This window comes from Mucilaginibacter sp. L3T2-6 (assembly GCF_030519355.1).
Taxonomy (GTDB): domain Bacteria; phylum Bacteroidota; class Bacteroidia; order Sphingobacteriales; family Sphingobacteriaceae; genus Mucilaginibacter.
In genome coordinates, this window is the sequence record NZ_JAUMKC010000002.1 from 127,658 (window position 1) to 149,990 (window position 22,333).

The following is a 22,333-nucleotide window of genomic DNA, read 5'->3' on the forward strand; positions in this document are numbered from 1 at the left end:
ATGAAGAATTAGGATATTAGAAAATAAAAAACGGACAATAATAACAACGGGAAATTGGAAATTCGAAAATCAAATAAATCCGGGATCGAAAATCCGAAATCCAAAATTTTAAAAATATGGCTTATTCAGATAAAGTAATCGACCACTACACCAACCCCCGCAATGTTGGCACTTTGGATAAAAGCAGCGACAAAGTAGGCACAGGTTTGGTTGGTGCACCTGAGTGCGGCGACGTTATGCGCCTGCAGATACAGGTTGATGACAACAACATGATTACCGATGCCAAATTCAAAACATTTGGCTGTGGCTCGGCAATTGCTTCGTCATCGTTAGCTACAGAATGGCTTAAAGGCAAAAGCATCGACGATGCCATGAAGATCGACAACATGGACATCGTTGAAGAACTGGCTTTACCGCCGGTAAAAATTCACTGTTCGGTACTGGCAGAGGATGCTATCAAAGCAGCCATTAATGATTATCGCGTAAAAAACGGCATGGCGCCGATTGAAAGCGAAAAGGTGCATCATTAATTGATGGTGAATAGAGATTAGTTGATCAGAGGATAGTTAAGCAGACGTTAGCCGGGTGCTGTTAGTCTCCATTTAACTAATCACCAATCAACCTATCGACTAATCACCTAATTGACTAACACATGGTAACTATAACAGATAAGGCAAAAGGCAAAATAGACCACCTGATGCAGGATGCAGGGCTTGACGAGAGCTACTTTCTGCGCGTGTCTGTGCAGGGCGGCGGATGTTCGGGCTTGTCGTATAACCTTGATTTTGATAACGAGATAAAAAAGGGCGACCAGTTTTTTGAAGACCGCGGTATTAAGATTGCCCTTGATATGAAATCGTTCCTTTACCTGGCCGGCACCGAGCTTGATTTCTCGGACGGGCTGAATGGTAAGGGATTTAACTTCCATAACCCCAACGCAAGCAGGACTTGCGGCTGCGGGGAAAGTTTTTCAGTATAATTTTAGGCGGATTTAACCGACTGGTGGATGACTTCACCGATTGATATAAGAGCCGGCTTAAGTTAAGCCGGTTTTTTTTGTATGCTACTGCTGCTCCTGCCTGCCACCGTCGCCGCCTGTGGCTGTGTCTCCACAGCCACTTCCCTGAATATCATGGGTCCCCATTTACCACCCAAACGCTTCTATGTAATGTGTTAACCAATCAAACTTCTTATCACTAAGTTCATAAAAAGAACATGAGGAGTAATAATATTCATTAGGATCTTTTACTAAATTCCAGTGATCTTGCAATGGATTATAATGGGTATAATCCAGTTTTCGTTCCAGTATCTTTCAGTTGAACAAATACGTTGATTGTGCCTTCTTTTGCCAAAACTGGTAGTCCCTGGTATCATCGTCTGCCTTGAAACGATTTAACAACGGGCTATCCATTTTTTTTAGTTCCGATAAAAACTTGTGCCCGGTAAATTTCATAAAGCTGGCTTGAGGCATTTCCTTACCGTTCTTTTCTATCGCTTCCCAGATTATATGGATATGATTTGGCATGATAACGAAACCGTAAACTTTGAGTTTCTTCTTTTCAACAAGATAGATAAGGCTATCCAGCACAATGTGTTTGAATTTATCGCTTTCTAATAGCGGAGCCCAATGCAATATGGCTACGGTATAGAAATAGATGGTATTTAATTCCATAGTTAAATATAGTAGAATCACCGGATACCATTGGCATCGGGTTGAATGCGGAGCTTGAGATAGCTTTACTGGAATCATCGTACACCACTAAGGCTGTCAGGCTGTGGAGACACAGCCAACGGTAAACACTAAAATCAGTGGCTGTGTCTCCACAGCCACCATTTAGCCTGATCCTCACACCATCCCATTCCCAGTGCGGCATTACCTCCGGAACATCCTGCTGCACATCCCAGTGCTCATCAACTTGACAATACCGATAAATCTTAAAATCATTTAATCTCATCAAAATCGGTGTAATCACGTTCTAATCGGCGAAATCATTCAATAATTCTTATATTTTTGTTAGCATTATAAACTAACCCCTTAATGAATATTTCAAAAGAGCTGTCGACGGTACCGAGCTTTATTCGCAATATTGTTAAAAATATCCACCCGGATACACACACCTTTATGACTCATAAAGTGGGCGATAACTGGGTGGCGATCAGCTACGCACAGGCACTTGAAAAAATCGACGCGATATCAGCCTGGTTTTTGTCGATCGGTATACAAAAAGGCGACAGGCTGGCATTGATCATCGAGAACGGGCCTGACTATGTTTATTACGACCAGGCGCTGCAGCAGATCGGCGCGGTAAATACCTCAATCTACCCCACGTTGTCAGAAACAGAGATTGAATACATTCTGAATGACTCAGGTGCAAGGACGATCCTGGTTGGAAATCCATTCCTGCTAAGAAAGATCGTCAGGGTCGCTAATAACTGCCCGGCCTTAATGCGTGTTATTCCTGCGTTTGAAGATTTTGAGAAATCATTGGGTAAAGCCAGCCTGAATGCCGGAGTGATTGGATTTGAGGAGGTGATTGAAGAAGGGCTGAGACTGGTTGACAGCTATGCCTCAAAAATTAACGGCTGCCGCGAAGCTATCCTGCCATCCGACTTGTCTTGCCTGATTTATACTTCCGGCACTACCGGTACGCCAAAAGGTGTCATGCTAACGCACCATAATCTTTGCGAGAACGTAAGGGTAAGCCTGATACAGATCCCGGTGATCGAAAAAGACGAGGTGTTTTTATCCTTTCTGCCCCTGTCTCATGTGTTTGAGCGCACGGCTACCTATCATATTTGCCTTGCGGCAGGCTGCCAGATATCCTTTGCCCAAAGCCTTGACCTGCTGGCAAAAAATATGGGGGAGGTGAGGCCAACCGTGATGAACTGTGTTCCCCGCCTGCTGGAGCGCATACACGACCGCGCCATGAAGAACGGCACCGCGGATGGTGGCATGAAAGCCAAGATATTTTTATGGGCGCTGAAGGTTGGGCGTGAGTACCGCGTGATTAAAGAATCAGGCAAAGCACCAGGCTTTATCCTTAGCCAAAAGCAAAAGCTGGCAGATAAGCTGGTATTCAGCAAAATAAAGGAAAGAACAGGCGGCAGGCTTAAATTTATGATATCGGGCGGCGGCGCGCTGCCCAAAAATATAGGAGAGTTTTTTGGCGACCTGGGTATAAAAATATTGGAAGGTTTCGGACTGACGGAGACCTCGCCCGTAATGACCGTTACTGAAAACGACAGGCAGGTGTACGGCACCACCGGTCGCGTTATACCGGGCATCGAAATTGGTATACAGAATGTAGATACCAAAGAAATTTACACCATTCAAACCCACGAAAGTTTTAGGCCTGAATATCAATCAGAAGAGGGTGAGATAATTGTACGCGGCCATTGTGTAATGAAAGGCTACTGGAACAAACCGGAAGAGACCGCTGCTGTTATTGATGAAGATAACTGGTTACACACCGGCGACATCGGCCGCTTTTTCAAAGGCAACCTGCAGATAACCGACAGGCTTAAAAATATGCTGGTGAATGCTTACGGTAAAAACATTTACCCAACGCCGGTTGAAAATACCTACCTGAAAAGCCCCAAAATAGAGCAGATATTTTTGATAGGGGATAAGCGCGAATACATCACCGCTATCATAGTCCCCTCGAAAGAAACCTTGCAGGAGGAATTTAAGCTGGATAATGAATTTTTTGAAAAGCCGGATGTATTTATTGCAGATAAAAATATTATCGATTGGATAGGTCAGGACATAAAAAAATACTCAAACGAACTGGCAAAATTCGAGCGCATCAAAAATTTCATCGTAAAACGCAAACCATTTAGCATTGAAGACGGCGAAATAACCCCGACCATGAAGGCTAAACGCAAGGTGATCGAAAAAAAATATGCGAAGCAGATCGACGAGTTGTATTTGCAGGAAACCGAAGCGGATTAACGTGTTAATTTGAAGATGCAGCGATTTGAAAATTTGAAGGTTGTTATGCAATTCATTAACTGATATTTACCATCATTTCCAAATTATCACATCTTCAAATCAAAATTGTGTTACACCAAATTTTTAAAGTAAGTCAATATCCCGGTTTATTGGAAAATGAACCCAATTCATTTTTCGATAAACTGCTTAACCTTCTCAAAACCTACGGCATACTTTTCCTTGCCCTGATAGCCATATCGCCAACCATACTGATGGTGGATTACTTTGTGGTGCATGTGCTGCATTATAAAACTATATCCGGGGCTCAAAAACATGGCATGAGCCAGTTTTTACATAAAATGGGCTATTGGAAGGCGCTGGTTTATATCTGCCTTATCGGGCCGCTAATCGAAGAAACTGTTTTCAGGCTGCCGCTATCTTTAAAGAAAAAACACATTGCACTGGGCTTTGCAGCTGCGGCATTTTTATTTTCCAGCTTTTTTCTGAAGGACATAAAATCACCTTTGCTAAACTTGTCTGCGCGGCTTTTGCTCGGCGGACTGGTGTATGTAATCTGCTTTTTCACAGCGCCGAAAGGTTTATCGGTCGTCGGCCACCGCTTCCGTAAACATCTTATTGTGTTGTCGATGCTTTTGTTCGGTCTGATGCATATCGGCAACTATAATCCGGTACAGTGGCCGGTAATTTGGATTTACCCGGCATACGTGCTGCCGCAGATCTTGATGGGATGGGCGATAACTTATGTCCGTTTCAGGGATGGTTTCTGGTGGGGCTTTGCATTGCACTGCATGATCAACTCCGTATCGATGGCGCTATCATTCGGACATATTTAGCTTCCGCGAACAGTTGGATTACTCTTACAAAAAATCAAGTATATCCCTGATATTGGTTACGCTTCTGAACTTTTCATCTTCGATAGTGTGCTCGATATGCTCATGTGCCCAGGTAATATGATAAGGGATGTGCGTGCCATGTCCGCCCACATTCAGGATAGGCAAAATATCGCTTTTTAAAGAGTTGCCCACCATCATCAGCTCTTCGGGTTGAATATCCAGGTGACGGATCAGCTTGATGTAATTCGCGTCGTCCTTTTCCGACATGATTTCGATATGGTGAAAATAGTGGCTGAGGCCTGATTTTTTTAATTTTCTTTCCTGGTCAAGCAGGTCGCCTTTTGTGGCAACCACCAGGCGGTATTTTGGCTTTAGTGCAATAAGCACTTCCTCGACGCCGTCAAGCAGTTCAATGGGTTCGTTCAGCATTTTTTTGCCCAGGTCGATAATGCGTTCAACTATTTCGGTGCTTATCCGATGATTGGTGATGCGCATGGCTGTTTCGATCATCGAAAGCACGAACCCCTTGATACCATAACCATAAAGGCTAAGATTACCTATCTCTGTTTTCAGTAACTCCTGCTCCAGTTCGTGCTGCGACGCATACCCGCGTAGCAATTCATAAAACTGTTCTTCGGTGTGCCTGTAATAAGGTTCATTAACCCATAGTGTATCATCGGCATCAAAGGCAATTACTTTTAAATTCATACCGGCAAAGATAGGTAATTAGCGATTGCTGGAAGTGGCTGAGTGCGGTATAGCGTTATGTGGTTATGACGGTCAAAAATTCTTCGGCACTTATTATTTTTACCCTGGGAAAAGGCATGTTTTTAACAATGTTAAAATGACCGCCGTTTGTTACAAGATAATCGGCATTTCCCGCAATAGCTAAATCGAAGAATTTGTTATCGTCTGGGTCTGCCTTTATTGCTTCCCAGGAATAATAAACGTGCTGATAGATCACATCTTTTGATTCGACAAGGATTTCAGTAACAATTTTTGCCACGCCGGGAGCCGAGTTGATCTGAATGATTTCTTCATATTCATAAGCCACTTCATCTGACAGAAGAAGTTGATAGGGCGAAGTCTGCTATTCTTTCCAATGGCGCTTACTAATACATTTGAGTCCAAAACTACCAGCATCAGGACTTTTTATTTTTGCTCCTGAAATGTTGCTCACTTAGTTTGTCGTAATATTCTTTAGTGATATTATTTTCAGACGCCCATTTTTCTATCGACTCATCTAATTGCGTAGCCAACAACTTAACCGCGAGTTGTCTTATTTGGTTAAATGAAGATTGAGGCAATGGATTTTTAAATAAACGCAGCATAAGTAGTTGCTGTTCATTTAAGTTGGATGTCAATTCATTTGCTTCCATATACAAATATAAACAATTCGCTTATTACATTAGTCAATCCCGGCAATCTCATTCCTTCTCTCAAATCTCAAATCGCCCTTCTCCTTTCGCCTCAAAAACGCTATTTTTGCGCCTTTAAATCAGCATATGAGCACTGCCCTATCCGAACAGGAAATTATACGCCGCGAATCGTTACAGCAATTGCGCGCTTTAGGAATAAACCCTTATCCCGCAGAAGAATATAAAGTAAACGCCTTTGCGCAGGATATACACGACAACTTTGTACGTTTCCCCGACCATTATAAAAAAGTAACCCTTGCCGGCCGTATCATGACGCGGCGCATTATGGGCAATGCCTCTTTTGCCGAATTACAGGATTCTACCGGCAGGATACAGGTTTACCTGAAAAGGGATGAGATTTGCCCCGGTGAGGACAAAACGATGTACAACACCGTATTTAAAAAGCTGATGGATATTGGCGATTATATTGGCGTCAAAGGTTTTGTGTTTATTACTCAAACCGGCGAAGTATCCGTACATGTTCAGGAGCTGGTATTACTTGCAAAGTCGTTAAAACCGCTGCCGGTTGTTAAACGCGACGAAGACGGCCAGGTTCATGATGCCTTTACCGACCCGGAATTGCGTTACAGGATGCGCTATGTCGATTTAACCGTTAACCCCGAATACAAGCAGATATTCCTGAAACGATCAAAGGTGATCAGCAGCATGCGCGAGTACTTCAACAAGCAGGGCTGGCTGGAAGTGGAGACCCCGATCTTGCAGCCTGTGCATGGCGGTGCAGCAGCACGTCCTTTCAATACACACCACAATACGCTGGATATGCCTTTATACCTGCGTATAGCCAACGAGCTGTATTTAAAACGCCTGATAGTTGCCGGTTTTGATGGCGTTTATGAGTTTGGCAAGATGTTCCGCAACGAGGGCATGGACCGAACCCATAACCCGGAATTTACCAGCATGGAAATCTATGTAGCCTATAAGGATTACAACTGGATGATGGCAATGGTAGAGGAATGTTTGGAAATTGTGGCACGTACGGTAACCGGCATCCCAGTGGTGCAGGTTGGCGCTAACGAAATAAATTTTGCCGGTCCTTACGAGAAATTGTCGATGTATGATTCAATTAAGAAATACACAGGCATCGACGTTTCTGAAATGGACGAGGCTGCCTTGCGTGACACTTGCAAAGAGCTTGGTATTGAAACCACGGAAGCGATGGGCAAGGGCAAGCTGATTGATGAGATATTCAGCGCAAAAGTGGAGGCTAACCTGATTCAGCCAACCTACATTACCGATTACCCGATCGAAATGACGCCGCTTGCCAAAAAACACCGCAGCAAGCCGGGCCTGGTTGAACGTTTCGAGTTATTTGTAAACGGTAAAGAGATCGCCAATGCCTATTCTGAACTAAACGATGCTATCGACCAGCGCGAACGCCTGGAAGAGCAGCTGATTTTAGCCGGTCGTGGCGACGATGAAGCTATGGCAATGGACGACGACTTTTTGCGCGCGCTTGAATACGGTATGCCGCCAACATCGGGCCTTGGTATCGGCATCGACCGTTTGGTGATGCTGATGACTAACCAGAGCACCATACAGGAAGTATTGTTCTTCCCGCAAATGCGCCCTGAAAAGAAAGCTAAAACAGTTACGATTGATGATTTTATTCATATCGGCGTGCCGGCAGAATGGGTGCCCGTATTAAACAAAATGGGCATCAATAATTTAGAAGAACTAAAAGCCGCCAACCCTAACAAGGTATTTAACGACCTCGGCGGCATGCGTAAAAAAATGAAGCTGGACATTGCTATGCCATCAAAAGAATTGGTGATGGCTTGGTTTGCATAAACCCTGCAGAGACGCAATGCTTTGCGTCTGCTGCATTATATCATAAAAACAGGAAGTGGCGCGAATTTCGCGCCACTTCCTGTTTTTAGTAATTTATCACCTGTTCCTCAATAGCTGCAGGTATTTCGCGCCACTCATACTTCTGAGTGCGCAGCTGCGGTTCAAAACCGGCTTCTTTAATGGATTCCTGTATGCCTTTGGCTGTAAAACGGTGCGGTGCCCCTGCGGCAGATACCACATTTTCCTCTATCATTATAGAGCCGAAATCATTGGCGCCGGCATGCAGGCAAAGCTGTGCAACCTGTTTGCCGACAGTCAGCCACGAGGCTTGTATGTTTTTAACGTTTGGCAGCATGATGCGGCTAAGCGCTATCATGCGGATATATTCATCGCCGGTTACATTATTGGTAATACCGCGCAGCCTCCGTAAAAGCGTACCGTCGTCCTGGAACGGCCACGGAATAAAGGCAATAAAGCCATAATGACCTTCCGGTTTTTCCGACTGCACTTCACGGATCCAAACCAGGTGCTCAAAACGCTCTTCAATCGTTTCTATATGGCCGAACATCATGGTTGCTGAAGTTGGCAAATTAAGCTGATGAGCAGCGCGCATTACATCCAGCCATTCCTTGCCACCGCACTTACCTTTGCTGATCAGGCGGCGCACACGGTCGTTTAATATTTCAGCTCCGGCGCCGGGCAATGAATCCAGCCCTGCTGCTTTTAACTCGCGAAGCACATCTATGTGGCTCATGCCTTCCAGTTTGGCAATATGTGCAATCTCCGGCGGCCCTAAGGAATGCAGCTTCAGCGTGGGGTAGAGCTCCTTCAGTTGCTTAAAGGTATCAGCATAAAATTTAAGACCCAGGTCCGGGTGGTGGCCGCCCTGCAATAAAAGCTGGTCGCCGCCGTAGCGGAAAGTTTCCTCTATCTTTTGCTTGTAGGTTTCAATGTCAGTAATGTATGCCTCCTCGTGGCCGGGGCGACGGAAAAAATTACAGAACTTGCAGTTGGCAATACAAACGTTAGTAGTATTAACGTTGCGGTCAATCTGCCAGGTAACCTTGCCGTGCGGCACCTGCATCTTACGCAGCTCGTTGGCCGTGTACATCAAATCAGCGGTTGAGGCGTTGTGGTACAGGTAAACGCCTTCATCTATACTCAGAAAATCAAACTGCAGGGCGCGTTGCAACAAATCGGCTGTGTTCATGCACAAATATAATGAAGAAGGAGATTAAAGGTGAAAGCTAAAGGGCGAAAGCGATCGGAATTAGAAAGTTTTACAGGCAATAAACATTATGGTTAGCTAATAACCTGACAAGCAAAAAACAACTACTTTACCAGCGATACATTTCAAGGCTAATTTACCACGTTCCCCTTGTCCAATCTCAAAACCTTCGTCACGCTATCCGGAATTTCATGCTGATAGTGCGTAACGTATATCAGCGTCACTTTACTTAAACCACAGATGGTATCAACAATAGTTTTAAAATGATGCTGCTGGTGATCATCCAGGCCCTGGCACGGTTCGTCGAATATCAGTAGGTCAGGATTTTTGATGAGGGCGCGGGCGAGCAGGCAAAGTCTTTGTGCACTGGCCGGAATGTTTTTCAGCAAAGTTCTGGCATATTTATCTATTTCCAAAGCCTTCATCCAGCGCAAGGCGGTATCTGCCTTTGCTTTTTGTGACGGCCGGAACAGTCCCAGCGTATCATAATAGCCAGACTCAATTACCTGTAAGCAACTGTTATCCGTCGGAAAATACTGATGCAATTCGGGGGATACAAAGCCGATCTTGCTCTTGATGTCCCAGATGCTTTCGCCCGTGCCGCGCTTTTTATCAAACAAAATAATATCGTTGGCATAGGCCTGCGGGTTGTCGGCGTTGATCAGGCTTAGCAAGGTTGATTTACCTGCACCATTAGGGCCCAGCAACGCCCATCGCTCTCCCGGTAAAATTTGCCAGTTTATTTTATTGAGGATGATTTTATCGCCATACCTGATGAACACATCGTTCATTTTTACGATGTATTCAAAATCCGGCTTGTCTGAATTATTATTCAGCAGTGCCTGCAGTTCTGCATTATCCACTATATCCGGACTGTTGTCCAACACCAATTCAGGCTTAAATTCAGCACGGGTATACGTCTGGGCCACCGCTCCGCTGTTTAAACAGGCAATATGAGTTATGGCATCCGGTATTTCATGAGACGATGTGGCCATGATCACGCTGATACCGGAGCCGGTAATTTCGTCAATTATCAAATTAAAATGTTGCCTTGTATGAACGTCTAAGCCGGTTAGCGGGCTATCCAGCAACAATAACGCCGGGTTTTTTAGCAGCGCTGCCGCCAGCATCAGGCGTTTGGTTTCGCCGTTGGATAGTTTAATGATCTGTTTGTTTAGCAATTCACCAAGATTTAGCAACCCGGCCGTTTTGTCAAATGTCCAGTAGGTATTGTCCGGAGATACAGCTGTAATGGTGTGCAGGTATTCTTCAACAACCAGCGCATCTTCTGAATCGGATGAATTGTAGCGCTGCTGGTAGTAAAAATCCGTAGTGTTCGAAAGGTTTCTGAAATGGTGCCGGGGCTCAACCAGAGCAACGCGTTTTTGCCAACTCGGCAGGCCATCGCTGTTTGCCGGTGCTTCATCAAAGAGATGGTATGCTATATTGCCCCCGGTAATATTAAACCGGCCGGCTATAGTGTGCAGCAGTGCGCTTTTGCCCGAGCCGCTTTTGCCAACCAGAGCCCAGCTTTCGCCCTTACTTACTGAAAAAGTAAGATTAGTAAAAAGCGTATGAGTTAAATACCGTACAGTGGCGTTATTAATCGAGAGCAGATGTGTATCCATTTGCCGGTAAAAATAGCTGATCTGCTTTAATACGGGCTAACAAATTTAAATAACGGACACCGGCACTAAACAAAACAAAAAACGCCCGGTTAAAACTAACCAGGCGCCTTTATCATTGCTGAAAAGAAAATTATTTTGCTTTTTTAGCAGTATCAGCCATTTTTTTAGCAGTATCAGCCATTTTCTTAGCAGTATCAGCCATTTTCTGAGCAGTATCAGCAGTCATTTTAGCTGAGTCCATTTTAGCTGAGTCAGCTTTAGCAGCTGAATCTGCAGAGCTAGCACCGCTTTTACCTTTGCAAGCTGCGAAAGAAACTGCGATAACTAAGGCTAAAGCGCCCATTTTGAATGAATTTTTCATGTTAATTTTCTTTTAAGTGATTAAATAGTTTCCACTTAATACCACAAATAAGAAAAGGTAACCCATGATTTAAAAAAAAAATTACAGATTACCTTTTGCTGTCAAAAACTAAAAAATCAACAGAAAAAAAAGAAATTATTTTTTGGTTGTATCTTTCTTAGTGGTGTCAACTTTGGTAGTATCAATAACCTTAGTGCTGTCAATTACTTTAGTAGTATCAACAACTTTAGTAGTCGTATCTGAATCGGCTGAGCCAGCTGAACCTTTACCTTTACAAGCAGCAAAAGAAACTGCAACAACAACGGCTAAAGCGCCCATTTTGATTGAATTTTTCATTTTCATCTTTTATATTTTTTGTTAGTGATTATATCCTTAATACGCTTTTTGATGAAAGGTAACCCAGTAATTTAAAAATAAATATAATTTTATATATCAAAAGTTAATTCTGTTTTATTTATAGTTACTTTTTATCGATATATATAACCTGGGAGATATAATTGGACGCAGGCCTTACTGCAGAATTTTTAGTGTATTTTATAGCCAGCCGGTATATTAGCTGACGGTTAATGGCCTGGGGGTTAAATTTTTTATGTATAATTTACCAGAATATTTCACGTAAATAATTCCGTAATTGCCATCCATACCGGTAAATCGATTGAATCAACTATTTTTACCGGAAAATCAGTAGAATTTTTTTTATCATTATTGGGTTACAATTTAGCGTAAACAGTATTAAGAGGTGAGTAACGAGACAAATAGCGGAGTACCAACGGATAGCGAAGTTATCCTCGGTATCCTTAACAATTCGGAAAGTGTATTAAAAAGGCTGTATATAGCTTATTTTCCGATGGTTTTACAATTGGTAATTAACAACAATGGCGACAGCGACGATGCTAAAGACATTTACCAGGAAGCCATCATAGTTCTTTATAATAAGGTTAAAACAGGAGATTTTGAGCTCAGCAGTAAGCTTAAAACCTATATCTATTCCATCTGCCGCAGGCTTTGGTTAAAAAGGCTTTCGCAAATGAACAGGTATGGAGGCGATATCAAAGACTTCCAGGAGTACCTGGTAGTTGATGATGAAAGCGAAAAAAATAATGAGCGCGATATCCAGTTTAATAAAATGGGCAGTGCGCTGCAGCAGTTGGGCGAGCCCTGTAAAACGATAATCGAGCATTTTTACATCAACAACAAATCGATGCAGGAGATTTGTGACGAATTTGGGTACACCAATGCAGATAATGCCAAAACCCAGAAATATAAGTGCCTGCAAAGGCTGAAGAAATTGTTTTTTCAGCAAAAATAAAGGAGAGAAGCGATGAGCGAGAATAACCAGTTAACAGAAACTATTGAACGTTATCTTAATGGCGAGATGACCCGGGCGGAGCGTGCAAGTTTTGAGAAGCTGCGGAGCGAGGATGCTGAAGTAAACGCACAGGTAGCTGAGCACAGGCATTTTACCAACCTGATCAAACAATACGGCGAGCGGCTGGAGCTTGAAAAACGCCTTGATGCTATTCACGATGAGATTGACGTACATGCACTGGAAGATGAAATGATGATCCATCCGTCATGGGTGGTAAGAATGTGGCGAAATCATCATTCAAAAATATCTGTAGCTGCCTCTATAGCAATTTTTGCAGTGCTGTCTACTTTGTTTTTTACCGGGTATCTCAGCAATCGTGAACTGAATTACAGTCAGTTGAAGGGCGAGATCAATCAGATTAAAAATAAAACAGCCCAATTAAATACACAGGTAAACCAGCTGGCGCCTAATACGCCGCGCTCAGCAGTAATGAACCCCGGGAATTTCCGCGGCACCGGCTTCGCAATTTCATCAAATGGGTATATAGTTACCGACAATCATGTTATTCAGCGGGCAGATTCTGTTTATGTGCAGAGCAACGACGGTAAATCATACAAAACAAAAGTGGTTTACACCGAGCCGCAAAATGACATTGCTATATTGGAAATTGTCGATCCTTCATTCAAGGCTTTACCGGCGTTACCTTACACTTTTAAAAAGGGTGAAACGGATTTGGGCGAAAATGTATTTACCATAGGTTATCCGAAAGACAATATAGTTTTAGGTTCAGGTTTGTTAACCTCGGCCACCGGGTACCGTGGCGATACTACGCAATACCAGATATCGGCTCTGCTTGATTATGGACACAGCGGCGGACCGTTGTTAGACAGTAAGGGTAATATTGTCGGCATAATCAATGGCAAGCAAACCCGCGTTGAAGGTGCGGCATTTGCTGTGAAGACCAGCTACCTGCTAAAGGCTATAAAAGATATACCTTCAGACTCGCTGAGCAAGCCGATAAACATAAACGGAAAAAATATTTTGGCAGGTCTCGGCCGTACCCAGCAGATAAAGAAATTAGAGAATTACGTATTTATGGTTAGGGTTTATAACCAGTAACGATCCCCAAAAAACTATCCATATAGTTCAGGGCGCTTTGACACAAATCATAGCGCCCCTGTTTTTTTAGCGCCCTTGTCCCCAAAAGTTGTAATTATAAAGCCGCTAATTTGTTTGATTTTTCATCCGCACAATTGCATATTCACGCATTCGCACATCAATACATCCCCGTTTTTTTTAGTGCCCCTTGTCCCCCAAATTGGTAATTATAAAGCCGCTAATTTGTTTGATTTTTTCATCCGCACATTTGCATATTCACGCATTCGCACATCAATACATCCCTGTTTTTTTAGCGCCCTTGGTCCCCCAAAGTGGTAATTATACAGCCACTAATTCGATTGATTTTTTCATCCGCACATTTGCATATTCACCCATCTGCACATCAATACATCCCTGTTTTTTTAGCGCCCTTGGTCCCCCAAAGTGGTAATTATACAGCCGCTAATCCGTTTGATTTTTCATCCGCACATTTGCATATTCACGCATCCGCACATCAATACATCCCTATTTTTTTAGCGCCCTTGTCCCCCAAAGTGGTAATTATACAGCCGCTAATTCGATTGATTTTTTCATCGGGACATTTGCATATTCGCCCATCCGCACATCAAATCATCATCTATCCACTTCGCCTAAAACAAAGTCGATGGAGCCAACGATGGCAATCAAGTCTGCAATCATCACCCCTTTGCTTATTTCGGGAAGTACCGAAAGGTTGTGAAAACTGGGTGCGCGGCATTTTACGCGGGTGGGTATTTCTGACCGGCCGTCAGTCATAAAATAAAATCCGAGCTCGCCTTTGGCGCCTTCACAGCGCACATAATAGTCCTGGGCCTTCGGAGTAATTTTTCGCGGCATTTTAGCACGAGGGTCAAAATCAGGCGTGCGCTTTAATTCTTTTTGCAGGCGTGAAAGGCATTGTTCAATTATCTTCAACGATTGCTCAATCTCATCTACACGCACTTTGTACCGGTCCCAGCAATCGCCGGTACTCCCCATTTCGCCTTTACCGGCAGGTATTTCAAATTCAAGTTCGGGATAAACAGAATAGCCGTCAATGCGCCGCAAATCCCATTTAAGGCCTGACCCGCGCAGCATTGGCCCGCTGCACCCGTAATTAATCGCAACATCAAGTGGTAATACCCCAACGTTTGCAGTGCGGCTAATGAATACCTGGTTATCGGTTAGCAACTGATTAAGCTCAACCATCTTAGGCTTAAAATAAGCTACAAACTCGCTGCAGCGTTCTTCAAACCCAACAGGCAGGTCATAAAATAAGCCGCCTACCCATATATAGTTATAAAGCATGCGGGAGCCAGAAGCCCATTCCAGCATGCCCATAATATGCTCCCTGTCGCGGAAACACCAGAGGAATGGTGTAAAAGCCCCGATATCAATGCCGTAAGTGCCGATAGCTATCAGGTGCGACGCAATACGGTTAAGTTCACAAACCAAAACCCTGATATACTCCACCCGTTTCGGAATACCCTTATCAATGCCCATCATCCGCTCAACGCCCATCACAAACGCATGGCTGTTGTTCATCGAGGCCAAATAGTCGAGCCTGTCTGTAAAAGGAATGGTTTGCTGGTAGGTTAGCGACTCGGCATGCTTTTCAAAACAACGGTGCAGGTAGCCTATATGGGGGATAACTTCCTTTACAATTTCACCGTCGGTAATTAACTCTAAACGCAATACACCGTGCGTAGAGGGGTGTTGCGGCCCCATATTAAGCACCATATCCTCGGTAGCTGCCTCGGCTATCTTCCTGTAGTAGTTATTTAAAGCGGCGTCGTATTTCGGCTGAGTCAAGTTAATTCGAATTTCGTATTTGTTTGCGGTCAAATTTAATAAAATCCTATCCAATTGGTCGGCATTAGGTAAATCAGCTACAATAAAAAACGCCCGCAGTTACTTAAGCTGCGGGCGACTGATAAACTATAATTACTCATCCCGAATGGAACTTTCGGGTTTAAATTAAGTTACTGGTTTTTAATAACAGGGCAGGCCGGTTTTTTAACCATGCTGATCTGCCACGTGTATCATCTTATAACTGTACCTAAAGGCATGAACTGTTAAATTGCTTTATTTACCGTTGGACGGTGCAATTATTGGCAATGACAGTTTATACGGGGCCGGGCAAGGAAAAGTTTGAAGCTGGTAGAATTAACTAAGCTGATCGAATTGTTTACGGATTAAATTTAACCGGCTAAATCCTTAATCAATTTTTATGCCTTTATAGTATTCAGCTGTTTTGTAGTCTTTGCGGAGAGGGAAGCCTTCCCAATCGTCGGGTAACAAGATGCGGCGGAGGTCGGGATGGTTCTCGAAGAAAATACCCGCAAGGTCGTAGGCCTCGCGTTCGTGCCAGTCGGCCGTGCGGTAAATGTGGCTTATGCTTGGAAATGCAGGCAGGTTATCCGCGCTGCGGTCATTCTCTATGCTTATCTTTAATGTAAGCTGTGTTTTATACGGAATGGAGGCCAGGTGATAAACCACGCCAAACCGGTTCGCCTCTACGCCATAGTCGACCCCTGTTAAGCTGCTCAGGAAATCGAAATAGGTTTGAGGATTATCGCGCAACTCCAGGCACACGTCGGCAATGCGGCCGGCTGCTATAAGTAAGGCAGGCTGAAGTCCGCCGGTTTCGTCACCTATGATTACTTCGTCACCGAATTTATCCAGCAATAGCTGTTTGATTTCCTCAAAACTCATGGCGCCAGGCGTACTTTTTTCCAGTTTTTGTTATCAATTTTTTTATAAACAATACGGTCGTGCAACCGGCTGGTGCGGCCCTGCCAGAACTCTATCATTCTCGGCTTTACTATATATCCGCCCCAGAATGAAGGCTTGGGAACCTCTTTATCGTCGTATTCAGCCGCCAGGTCATTCCATTTTTTCTCGAGTATTTCACGGCCGGCAATTTCCTGGCTTTGCGGCGAAGCCAATGCGCCTACCTGGCTGCTTTTTGGGCGGGAGTGAAAATATTTCTCCGATTGTTCCTTGCTTACCTTTTCCAATACGCCTTCAATGCGCACCTGTCTCTCAAGCGACGGCCAGAAGAAGGTAAGCGCGCAAACCGGATTTTTAGCTATTTCTTTTCCTTTACGGCTGAGGTAATTGGTATAAAACACAAATCCATCCGGGTAAATTCCTTTCAGCAAAACGATCCTGGCCGACGGCCGGCCGTCGGATGTTGCGGTCGCCAGGTTCATAGCATTAAACTCTGGTTCCTTAGCAGCTTCCGCTTCGGCAAACCATGCCTCAAATTGTTTTATGGGATCGGCCTTGGTATTATTTTCCGATAGCGAGCTGGCGGTATAATCCGCCCGAAGATTTTCTATTTTTTGCTGGTCCATTGATGCGAAGGTACGGTTTTTAAGGACATTAAGGGTTAGAGATCAGACCTTAGTTTAAAAGGTTACACAAGAAAAACCTTCCGCAGCCGTTTATAAGTACCGCTAAAAAATTTCATTTCAATTTCAGTAAATGAACATATTTTTAGGATACTTGTTATATTAAACAAAAATTAACCCGCATGCTAAGTTCTATTTCGGCTGCCGCAGGGCGCCTGTTGATATCTGAACCTTTTATGATGGACCCTAACTTTAAGCGGTCTGTTATTTTATTGACGGAATATTCTGAAGCGGGCGCTATGGGTTTTATACTGAACCACGCAAGCGAATACATGCTCGGCGACCTGCTGCCTGACCTTTCTTATTCCGAGATCCCGGTATTTATAGGCGGCCCGGTTTCCGGCAATACCCTGCATTTTATACATCGCTGCCCCGAAAAGATTGAGGACGGCGTTGAAATAGCCGACGGGATTTTTTGGGGAGGGGACTTTGAAACTGTTAAAGAGTTGATCACCAGCTATTCTCTCAATGCTGACGAGATACGTTTCTTTACAGGTTATTCCGGCTGGACGCCCCAGCAATTGGACAACGAGATAAAGGAAGACAGCTGGATAGTGGCCAACCAGCTGAATCCGGATACCATTTTCTCGCCGAATGATGAGAATAGCCTTTGGCGCGAAGTAGTTATTGGTTTAGGGCAGCGTTATGCGCATATTGCCAATTTTCCGGAAAATCCTTCGTTGAATTAAAACTGGCCAAGTGAGTGCTCAAGTGAACCAACTGATCGCTGGTCTCTGATTAACTGTCTCTATTTCTCCATTTCCTTTGCAGACTCTTCAACCTTTTTCTTTAAATCTTCCTTAAAAGCTATAAGGTTATTTACAATTTGCTCGTCGGCGGTAGAAATTATCTGCGCAGCCAAAATACCTGCGTTTTTTGCGGCGTTAAGCGCTACAGTTGCAACGGGAATACCGTTCGGCATTTGGAGGATAGATAAGATAGAATCCCACCCATCGATGGAATTACTTGATTTTACAGGAACGCCAATTACCGGCAAATGCGTTAAAGATGCTACCATGCCTGGCAAATGCGCAGCACCGCCGGCTCCTGCGATGATAACCTTTAAGCCACGGCCGGCCGCCTCACGGGCGTAGGTAAACATACGGTCGGGCGTGCGATGGGCTGATACCACCGTTATTTCGTATGCAACACCTAATTCTTTTAAAACATCGGCAGCATCCTGCATTACATTCAGGTCTGACTTGCTGCCCATTATTATGCCAACTTTTGGATTACTCATCTTTATATCTTTTTGTCAACCTCGCCGCAATACTTATCGGTGGTGTAAGACGACGAAATTGCTTCGCTATCGCTATCCATGACAAGATTTATATTTATTTAACTAATTACCTTCAACGTTTGCTGCACAAACCTGGCCTTTTCAATCGCCTTTTCCCTGTCTGCATCAACAATAGTTACATGCCCCATCTTTCGGAAAGGCTTGGTAAGCGCCTTGCCGTATAAATGTATATACACACCGTGGCATTTCAGTACTTTTTCAATGCCCTCGTAAACGGCAGGGCCCTCGTACCCGGCTTCGCCAAGCACATTCACCATAATGGCATTGTTCAGGCAGGCGGTATCGCCCAATGGCTGGTTGAATATCGCCCTTAAATGCTGTTCAAATTGCGAGACCACGTTGCCCTCAATACTTTGATGACCGCTGTTATGCGGTCGGGGCGCAAGCTCGTTCACCAATATTTTGCCATTCTTGTCCAAAAACATCTCAACCGCCAGCAAACCAACAATCTTTAAATCCTGTGCAATTTTAGTGGCTATCTGTGCCGCGTCCTGCTGTATTTCAAAAGGCAATGTTGATGGCGATATCAAAAACTCCACCAGGTTGGCCTGGGGGTTAAATTCCATTTCAACCAGGGGAAAGGTTTTTATTTCGCCGCTCTCGTTGCGGGCTACAATAACAGCTATTTCTTTTTCAAAATCAATCCAGCGCTCAATTAAACTTGGCTCCCTGAATGCGCCGTCGAGATAACTTTCATCAATTACTTTATATACGCCTTTGCCATCGTAGCCGTCTTTTCTTAATTTTTGAATATACGGGAATGGGATGTGGCTTTCCTTCAACTGCTGAGCCGATGATATAACCTGGAAGTCTGCAGTGGGAATATTATTCTCTTTAAAGAATTGCTTTTGCGTGCCTTTGTCCTGTATCAGCCTGATAATACGGGGCTGCGGATAAACCAGCACGCCTTCGCGTTCAAGCTGTTCCAAAGCGTCCACGTTCACTTTCTCAATTTCGATGGTGAGCATGTCCACCTTTTTACCGAAATTATAAACGGTTTCATAATCACCGAGTGATCCCACAATGAATTCATCGCATAGTTTGCGGCATGGGGCTTCCCGGTCGGGGTCGAGCACCTTAATGGTAACGTTATAATTTATGGCCTGTTGAATCAGCATGCGGCCTAACTGTCCGCCGCCTAAAATTCCGAGTTTAAGGTCTCCGTAAAATGCTTTCATTGTTGGTGGTGCAAGTTTAGCCTAAATCTTTTAAAAAGGCATTAAAGGTTAGGGTTACTTTTTCGCCATTTTGATAATTTGCTGTAAAACACAGCGTGAACTACAAAAAATATCCCGCCTATCATTAAGTAAGCAACAATGTCTTTATGGCTAAGCGGCATGGTCAGGGCAGTTAGCACAAACGCTAATGGTCCGGCAAAATACAGGAACAGGCGTACCGGAGCTTTTTCCCACATCGAGGGATATGACAGGATCATCGAAGGTGATGCCATCATCACCAGTATTCCGTTTAAAAAAAGAGCCGCAATACAAATTTTGGGGAGCGCTTCGCTGAAGTTTCCGGTTTGGTTAATAGCGTGCATGATACTAAGACCGGCGATAGATACCAGTACAGAAAAAAGATAGGTTTTAAAAAGATTGATCAGTATTGCTTTACCCATGATTGAACAAAATAAAAACAAATTTCATGATTTTTGTTCAGCTATTAAGGCCCGGAGTTAAAATATTGCTGTTTGATTGCAGGCAGTTATAACGAATCTGAACCCATAGATCGCGTCCAGGTCTGCTAATAATGCGTAAAAAGCTATATTTGCGCCAGTTTTACCTTAAGGTTCTTTATAATGAAAACTAAAATAGCCGTAGCCAACGGCGATGGCATAGGGCCGGAGATAATGCAGGCCGTTCTTAAAATTTTTGAAGCTGCTGATGTTCCCCTGGAATATGAGTTTGTCGAAATGGGCAAGTCATTTTTTGACGCGGGCCATTCAACCGGAATGACGCCGGCAGCAAAAGAAACGATCGAAAATTTGGGTATCCTGTTTAAAGGGCCTATGGAAACCCCAAAAGGCAAAGGCGTTAAGAGTATTAACGTAACCGCCCGCAAGGTTTGGAATACGTACGCAAATCAGCGCGATTTCCGCACACTTAATGGCGTGCAAACCGTTTTCTCAAAAGCGGGGATACCGATTAACCTCACCATCATCCGCGAAAATATAGAAGATACGTATGGTGGCATCGAACACCTGTTAACGTATGATGTTGCCGTAGGCCGCAGGATCATAACCCGGCCGGGTTCGGCCCAGGTAATCCGCTATGCCTTCGAAATGGCACGCCGCAAGGGCTATACAAAACTGGCCTGTGCGCATAAGGCCAATATCATGAAACTGACCGATGGTATGTTTTTGGAGACCTTCCAGGAAATTGCAAAAGAATACCCGGACATTCAATCGTCAGATATCATCGTGGATGACCTTTGTATGAAGCTGGTAACCCAGCCGCAAAACTTCCAGGCTATTGTGCTCACTAACCTGCAGGGCGATATCGTTTCTGATTTATGCGCCGGACTGGTTGGCGGGCTTGGTTTTGCGCCGTCGGCCAATATTGGTGATAATATATCTATTTTCGAAGCTGTGCACGGTACCGCGCCTGATATTATGGGTAAAGGAATTGCTAACCCAACCGCTCTGCTGCTATCAGGTATACTGATGCTGCGATATATGGGTTTAACTGCCAGCGCTGCCAAAATTGAAAATGCATTGCTTTACACATTGGAACAGGGGGTACATACCGGCGACTTTGGTGATAAAGCCACAGCATCAGTAAATACTAGTGGTTTTGCCGATGCTGTAATTGGCAACCTGGGAAAAAAGCCCGCTAACGGGCAGGTTGAAGGGCAACCGGATATCGAAGTCAGCGCCACTCATAATCATCTCGAGAAAAATAAGCTTACCGCTACCACAGGTGTCAAAGAAGAAATGGTAGGGGTAGACGTTTTTGTTGAAACTGGTGATTTGCAGCCCGCTGAACTGGCCGAACTTGCCAAAAAGCGGCTGACCGAAAACTTTAACCTGGTAATGATATCTAACCGGGGCACCCAGGTTTGGCCCACAGGCTCAATCTATACAGAATTAGTTAACGAGTACCGCGTGCGTTTTGAAAAGAAACCGGGTACGACCGTTACCCAAAAAGAACTGCTGCATATTGCTGCTGATTTTTCGGAAGATGCCAAGGTATGCTCCGTTGAATTTTTGATGAAGTTCGGTGATAAGATAGGCTACACGCTGGCACAGGGACAGTAGGGGAGGCCGGAGTCTGTAGTCTAAAGCGGCAGAGAGAGATTTTAACAACTGTTAAAATCTCTCTCTTTTTATAGCTGCGGATTGCTAATTTTAAAGCATGGATGACCAGATAATTGTTGAGATACCCTCTTTTATTCAAGGTAAAGCAGCAAAAAGGCTAACGTTCACTAATAAAGGCCTGAAAATCGAAAAACTTAATAGCTTTGACCCGGAAGTCTTTATTGCTGCCGAAAAGATAGCTGCTTTCAGATTCGGTGTTTCGGCAATGCGCGGCTATGCATTTATTATTGGCCGCAGACATTTCATCGAACTCAAAGACTTGGACGGTAACGTTTATAAAATCCAGTTCACAAGCTATTACGGTATCAGGCGTGATGTATATACCAAGGTATGGTCTGAGATCATTACGCAGTTATGGAATTATTATTTTAGGGGGATATGCAGCGGGCAATTCCAGCTCTATAAAAAATTACAGGTATTTGATTTTGCCGGTATCGAATTTTTATACGACGGCGTCAGATGGGACAAAAAGAATAAGCTGTTGTGGCACGAACTTGCTCTAAGCCGGTACAGAACGTATTTTACAATTCATCATCACGAAAACCCGAAACAATATAAAAGCTTTAGCTTTGCGAGTGATTGGAATGCTTTACTATTGCAGGAACTGCTAATGCAAATAATAACTTTGATAAAAGATGCTGAATAAA

At 44.0% G+C, this 22,333-nt stretch carries 23 protein-coding genes and 1 pseudogene; 10 read left to right on the top strand and 14 right to left on the bottom strand.

Annotated elements, in window-relative coordinates; all coding sequences use genetic code 11:
- The first annotated feature begins 116 nt into the window (after nt 1-116).
- Nucleotides 117-530 carry a Fe-S cluster assembly scaffold IscU gene (gene iscU / locus Q3W13_RS02910; RefSeq protein WP_302861192.1) on the top strand — a complete coding sequence of 138 codons (414 nt, stop codon included), beginning with the start codon at nt 117-119 and terminating at the stop codon, nt 528-530.
- Between the two features lie 122 nt (nt 531-652).
- Nucleotides 653-979 (top strand): iron-sulfur cluster assembly accessory protein, encoded by a 327-nt coding sequence (locus tag Q3W13_RS02915; RefSeq protein WP_302861193.1) that lies wholly within the window; start codon nt 653-655, stop codon nt 977-979.
- Between the two features lie 333 nt (nt 980-1,312).
- Here the strand turns inward: Q3W13_RS02915 and Q3W13_RS02920 are convergent, their stop codons facing one another.
- Nucleotides 1,313-1,672: a transposase gene (locus Q3W13_RS02920; protein ID WP_302861194.1), complete on the bottom strand. Its 360-nt coding sequence runs from the start codon at nt 1,670-1,672 to the stop codon at nt 1,313-1,315.
- 366 nt (nt 1,673-2,038) lie between these two features.
- Here Q3W13_RS02920 and Q3W13_RS02925 point away from each other — a divergent pair, with 366 nt between their 5' ends.
- On the top strand, nt 2,039-3,952 hold the full coding sequence (locus Q3W13_RS02925) for a long-chain fatty acid--CoA ligase (protein ID WP_302861195.1): 1,914 nt from the start codon (nt 2,039-2,041) through the stop codon (nt 3,950-3,952).
- 107 nt (nt 3,953-4,059) lie between these two features.
- Nucleotides 4,060-4,785, top strand: coding sequence for a CPBP family glutamic-type intramembrane protease (locus Q3W13_RS02930; protein ID WP_302861196.1), 726 nt, complete (start codon nt 4,060-4,062; stop codon nt 4,783-4,785).
- Between the two features lie 24 nt (nt 4,786-4,809).
- On the opposite strand, the gene Q3W13_RS02935 is transcribed toward Q3W13_RS02930, so the two are convergent.
- From Q3W13_RS02935 to Q3W13_RS02945, 3 genes and pseudogenes are all read right to left on the bottom strand, one after another.
- The gene (locus Q3W13_RS02935; protein WP_302861197.1) at nt 4,810-5,493 is read right to left on the bottom strand and encodes an HAD family hydrolase; all 684 of its coding nucleotides are present in this window, start codon (nt 5,491-5,493) and stop codon (nt 4,810-4,812) included.
- A 55-nt stretch (nt 5,494-5,548) separates the two neighbouring features.
- Nucleotides 5,549-5,854: pseudogene (locus Q3W13_RS02940) on the bottom strand (putative toxin-antitoxin system toxin component, PIN family); the annotation flags it as partial.
- 73 nt (nt 5,855-5,927) lie between these two features.
- Nucleotides 5,928-6,116 carry a hypothetical protein gene (locus tag Q3W13_RS02945; protein ID WP_302861200.1) on the bottom strand — a complete coding sequence of 63 codons (189 nt, stop codon included), beginning with the start codon at nt 6,114-6,116 and terminating at the stop codon, nt 5,928-5,930.
- A 174-nt stretch (nt 6,117-6,290) separates the two neighbouring features.
- Between Q3W13_RS02945 and lysS the strand changes: the two genes are divergently transcribed.
- A complete protein-coding gene (gene lysS / locus Q3W13_RS02950) occupies nt 6,291-8,012 on the top strand; it encodes a lysine--tRNA ligase (protein ID WP_302861201.1) in 1,722 nt (573 codons plus the stop codon).
- A gap of 85 nt (nt 8,013-8,097) precedes the next feature.
- Here the strand turns inward: lysS and mqnC are convergent, their stop codons facing one another.
- The 4 genes from mqnC to Q3W13_RS02970 all read right to left on the bottom strand — a co-directional run bounded on the left by mqnC (nt 8,098) and on the right by Q3W13_RS02970 (nt 11,565).
- Complete coding sequence (gene mqnC / locus Q3W13_RS02955) at nt 8,098-9,222, bottom strand: cyclic dehypoxanthinyl futalosine synthase (RefSeq protein ID WP_302861203.1); 1,125 nt, start codon at nt 9,220-9,222, stop codon at nt 8,098-8,100.
- 149 nt (nt 9,223-9,371) lie between these two features.
- Nucleotides 9,372-10,868 (bottom strand): ATP-binding cassette domain-containing protein, encoded by a 1,497-nt coding sequence (locus Q3W13_RS02960; RefSeq protein WP_302861205.1) that lies wholly within the window; start codon nt 10,866-10,868, stop codon nt 9,372-9,374.
- A gap of 130 nt (nt 10,869-10,998) precedes the next feature.
- Complete coding sequence (locus Q3W13_RS02965) at nt 10,999-11,229, bottom strand: hypothetical protein (RefSeq protein ID WP_302861207.1); 231 nt, start codon at nt 11,227-11,229, stop codon at nt 10,999-11,001.
- Between the two features lie 135 nt (nt 11,230-11,364).
- Complete coding sequence (locus tag Q3W13_RS02970) at nt 11,365-11,565, bottom strand: hypothetical protein (protein ID WP_302861209.1); 201 nt, start codon at nt 11,563-11,565, stop codon at nt 11,365-11,367.
- Between the two features lie 403 nt (nt 11,566-11,968).
- Here Q3W13_RS02970 and Q3W13_RS02975 point away from each other — a divergent pair, with 403 nt between their 5' ends.
- Together Q3W13_RS02975 and Q3W13_RS02980 are read left to right on the top strand one after the other, a co-directional pair.
- Entirely contained in the window at nt 11,969-12,538 is a 570-nt protein-coding gene (locus Q3W13_RS02975) for an RNA polymerase sigma factor (protein ID WP_302861210.1), read from the top strand.
- Nucleotides 12,539-12,550: 12 nt separating this feature from the next.
- Nucleotides 12,551-13,657, top strand: a complete 1,107-nt coding sequence (locus Q3W13_RS02980; RefSeq protein ID WP_302861211.1) for a S1C family serine protease — start codon at nt 12,551-12,553, stop codon at nt 13,655-13,657.
- Between the two features lie 612 nt (nt 13,658-14,269).
- Here Q3W13_RS02980 and Q3W13_RS02985 read toward each other — a convergent pair.
- The 3 genes from Q3W13_RS02985 to pdxH all read right to left on the bottom strand — a co-directional run bounded on the left by Q3W13_RS02985 (nt 14,270) and on the right by pdxH (nt 17,013).
- Nucleotides 14,270-15,394: an NADH-quinone oxidoreductase subunit D gene (locus tag Q3W13_RS02985; protein WP_302861643.1), complete on the bottom strand. Its 1,125-nt coding sequence runs from the start codon at nt 15,392-15,394 to the stop codon at nt 14,270-14,272.
- A gap of 477 nt (nt 15,395-15,871) precedes the next feature.
- Nucleotides 15,872-16,369 carry an NADH-quinone oxidoreductase subunit C gene (locus Q3W13_RS02990; protein WP_302861212.1) on the bottom strand — a complete coding sequence of 166 codons (498 nt, stop codon included), beginning with the start codon at nt 16,367-16,369 and terminating at the stop codon, nt 15,872-15,874.
- Entirely contained in the window at nt 16,366-17,013 is a 648-nt protein-coding gene (gene pdxH, locus Q3W13_RS02995; RefSeq protein WP_302861213.1) for a pyridoxamine 5'-phosphate oxidase, read from the bottom strand. The genes Q3W13_RS02990 and pdxH overlap by 4 nt, the downstream gene beginning before the upstream one ends.
- A 179-nt stretch (nt 17,014-17,192) precedes the next feature.
- On the opposite strand from pdxH, the gene Q3W13_RS03000 reads away from it, so the two are divergent.
- Nucleotides 17,193-17,759 (top strand): YqgE/AlgH family protein, encoded by a 567-nt coding sequence (locus Q3W13_RS03000; RefSeq protein ID WP_302861215.1) that lies wholly within the window; start codon nt 17,193-17,195, stop codon nt 17,757-17,759.
- A gap of 59 nt (nt 17,760-17,818) precedes the next feature.
- Here the strand turns inward: Q3W13_RS03000 and purE are convergent, their stop codons facing one another.
- From purE to Q3W13_RS03015, 3 genes are all read right to left on the bottom strand, one after another.
- Complete coding sequence (gene purE, locus Q3W13_RS03005; protein WP_302861217.1) at nt 17,819-18,310, bottom strand: 5-(carboxyamino)imidazole ribonucleotide mutase; 492 nt, start codon at nt 18,308-18,310, stop codon at nt 17,819-17,821.
- A gap of 98 nt (nt 18,311-18,408) precedes the next feature.
- Nucleotides 18,409-19,548 carry a 5-(carboxyamino)imidazole ribonucleotide synthase gene (locus tag Q3W13_RS03010; protein ID WP_302861218.1) on the bottom strand — a complete coding sequence of 380 codons (1,140 nt, stop codon included), beginning with the start codon at nt 19,546-19,548 and terminating at the stop codon, nt 18,409-18,411.
- Nucleotides 19,549-19,589: 41 nt separating this feature from the next.
- A complete protein-coding gene (locus Q3W13_RS03015; protein WP_302861220.1) occupies nt 19,590-19,988 on the bottom strand; it encodes a hypothetical protein in 399 nt (132 codons plus the stop codon).
- Nucleotides 19,989-20,168: 180 nt separating this feature from the next.
- Here Q3W13_RS03015 and Q3W13_RS03020 point away from each other — a divergent pair, with 180 nt between their 5' ends.
- Together Q3W13_RS03020 and Q3W13_RS03025 are read left to right on the top strand one after the other, a co-directional pair.
- Nucleotides 20,169-21,626: an NADP-dependent isocitrate dehydrogenase gene (locus Q3W13_RS03020; RefSeq protein WP_302861221.1), complete on the top strand. Its 1,458-nt coding sequence runs from the start codon at nt 20,169-20,171 to the stop codon at nt 21,624-21,626.
- 97 nt (nt 21,627-21,723) lie between these two features.
- Complete coding sequence (locus tag Q3W13_RS03025) at nt 21,724-22,332, top strand: hypothetical protein (RefSeq protein WP_302861222.1); 609 nt, start codon at nt 21,724-21,726, stop codon at nt 22,330-22,332.
- Nucleotide 22,333: the final 1 nt, after the last annotated feature.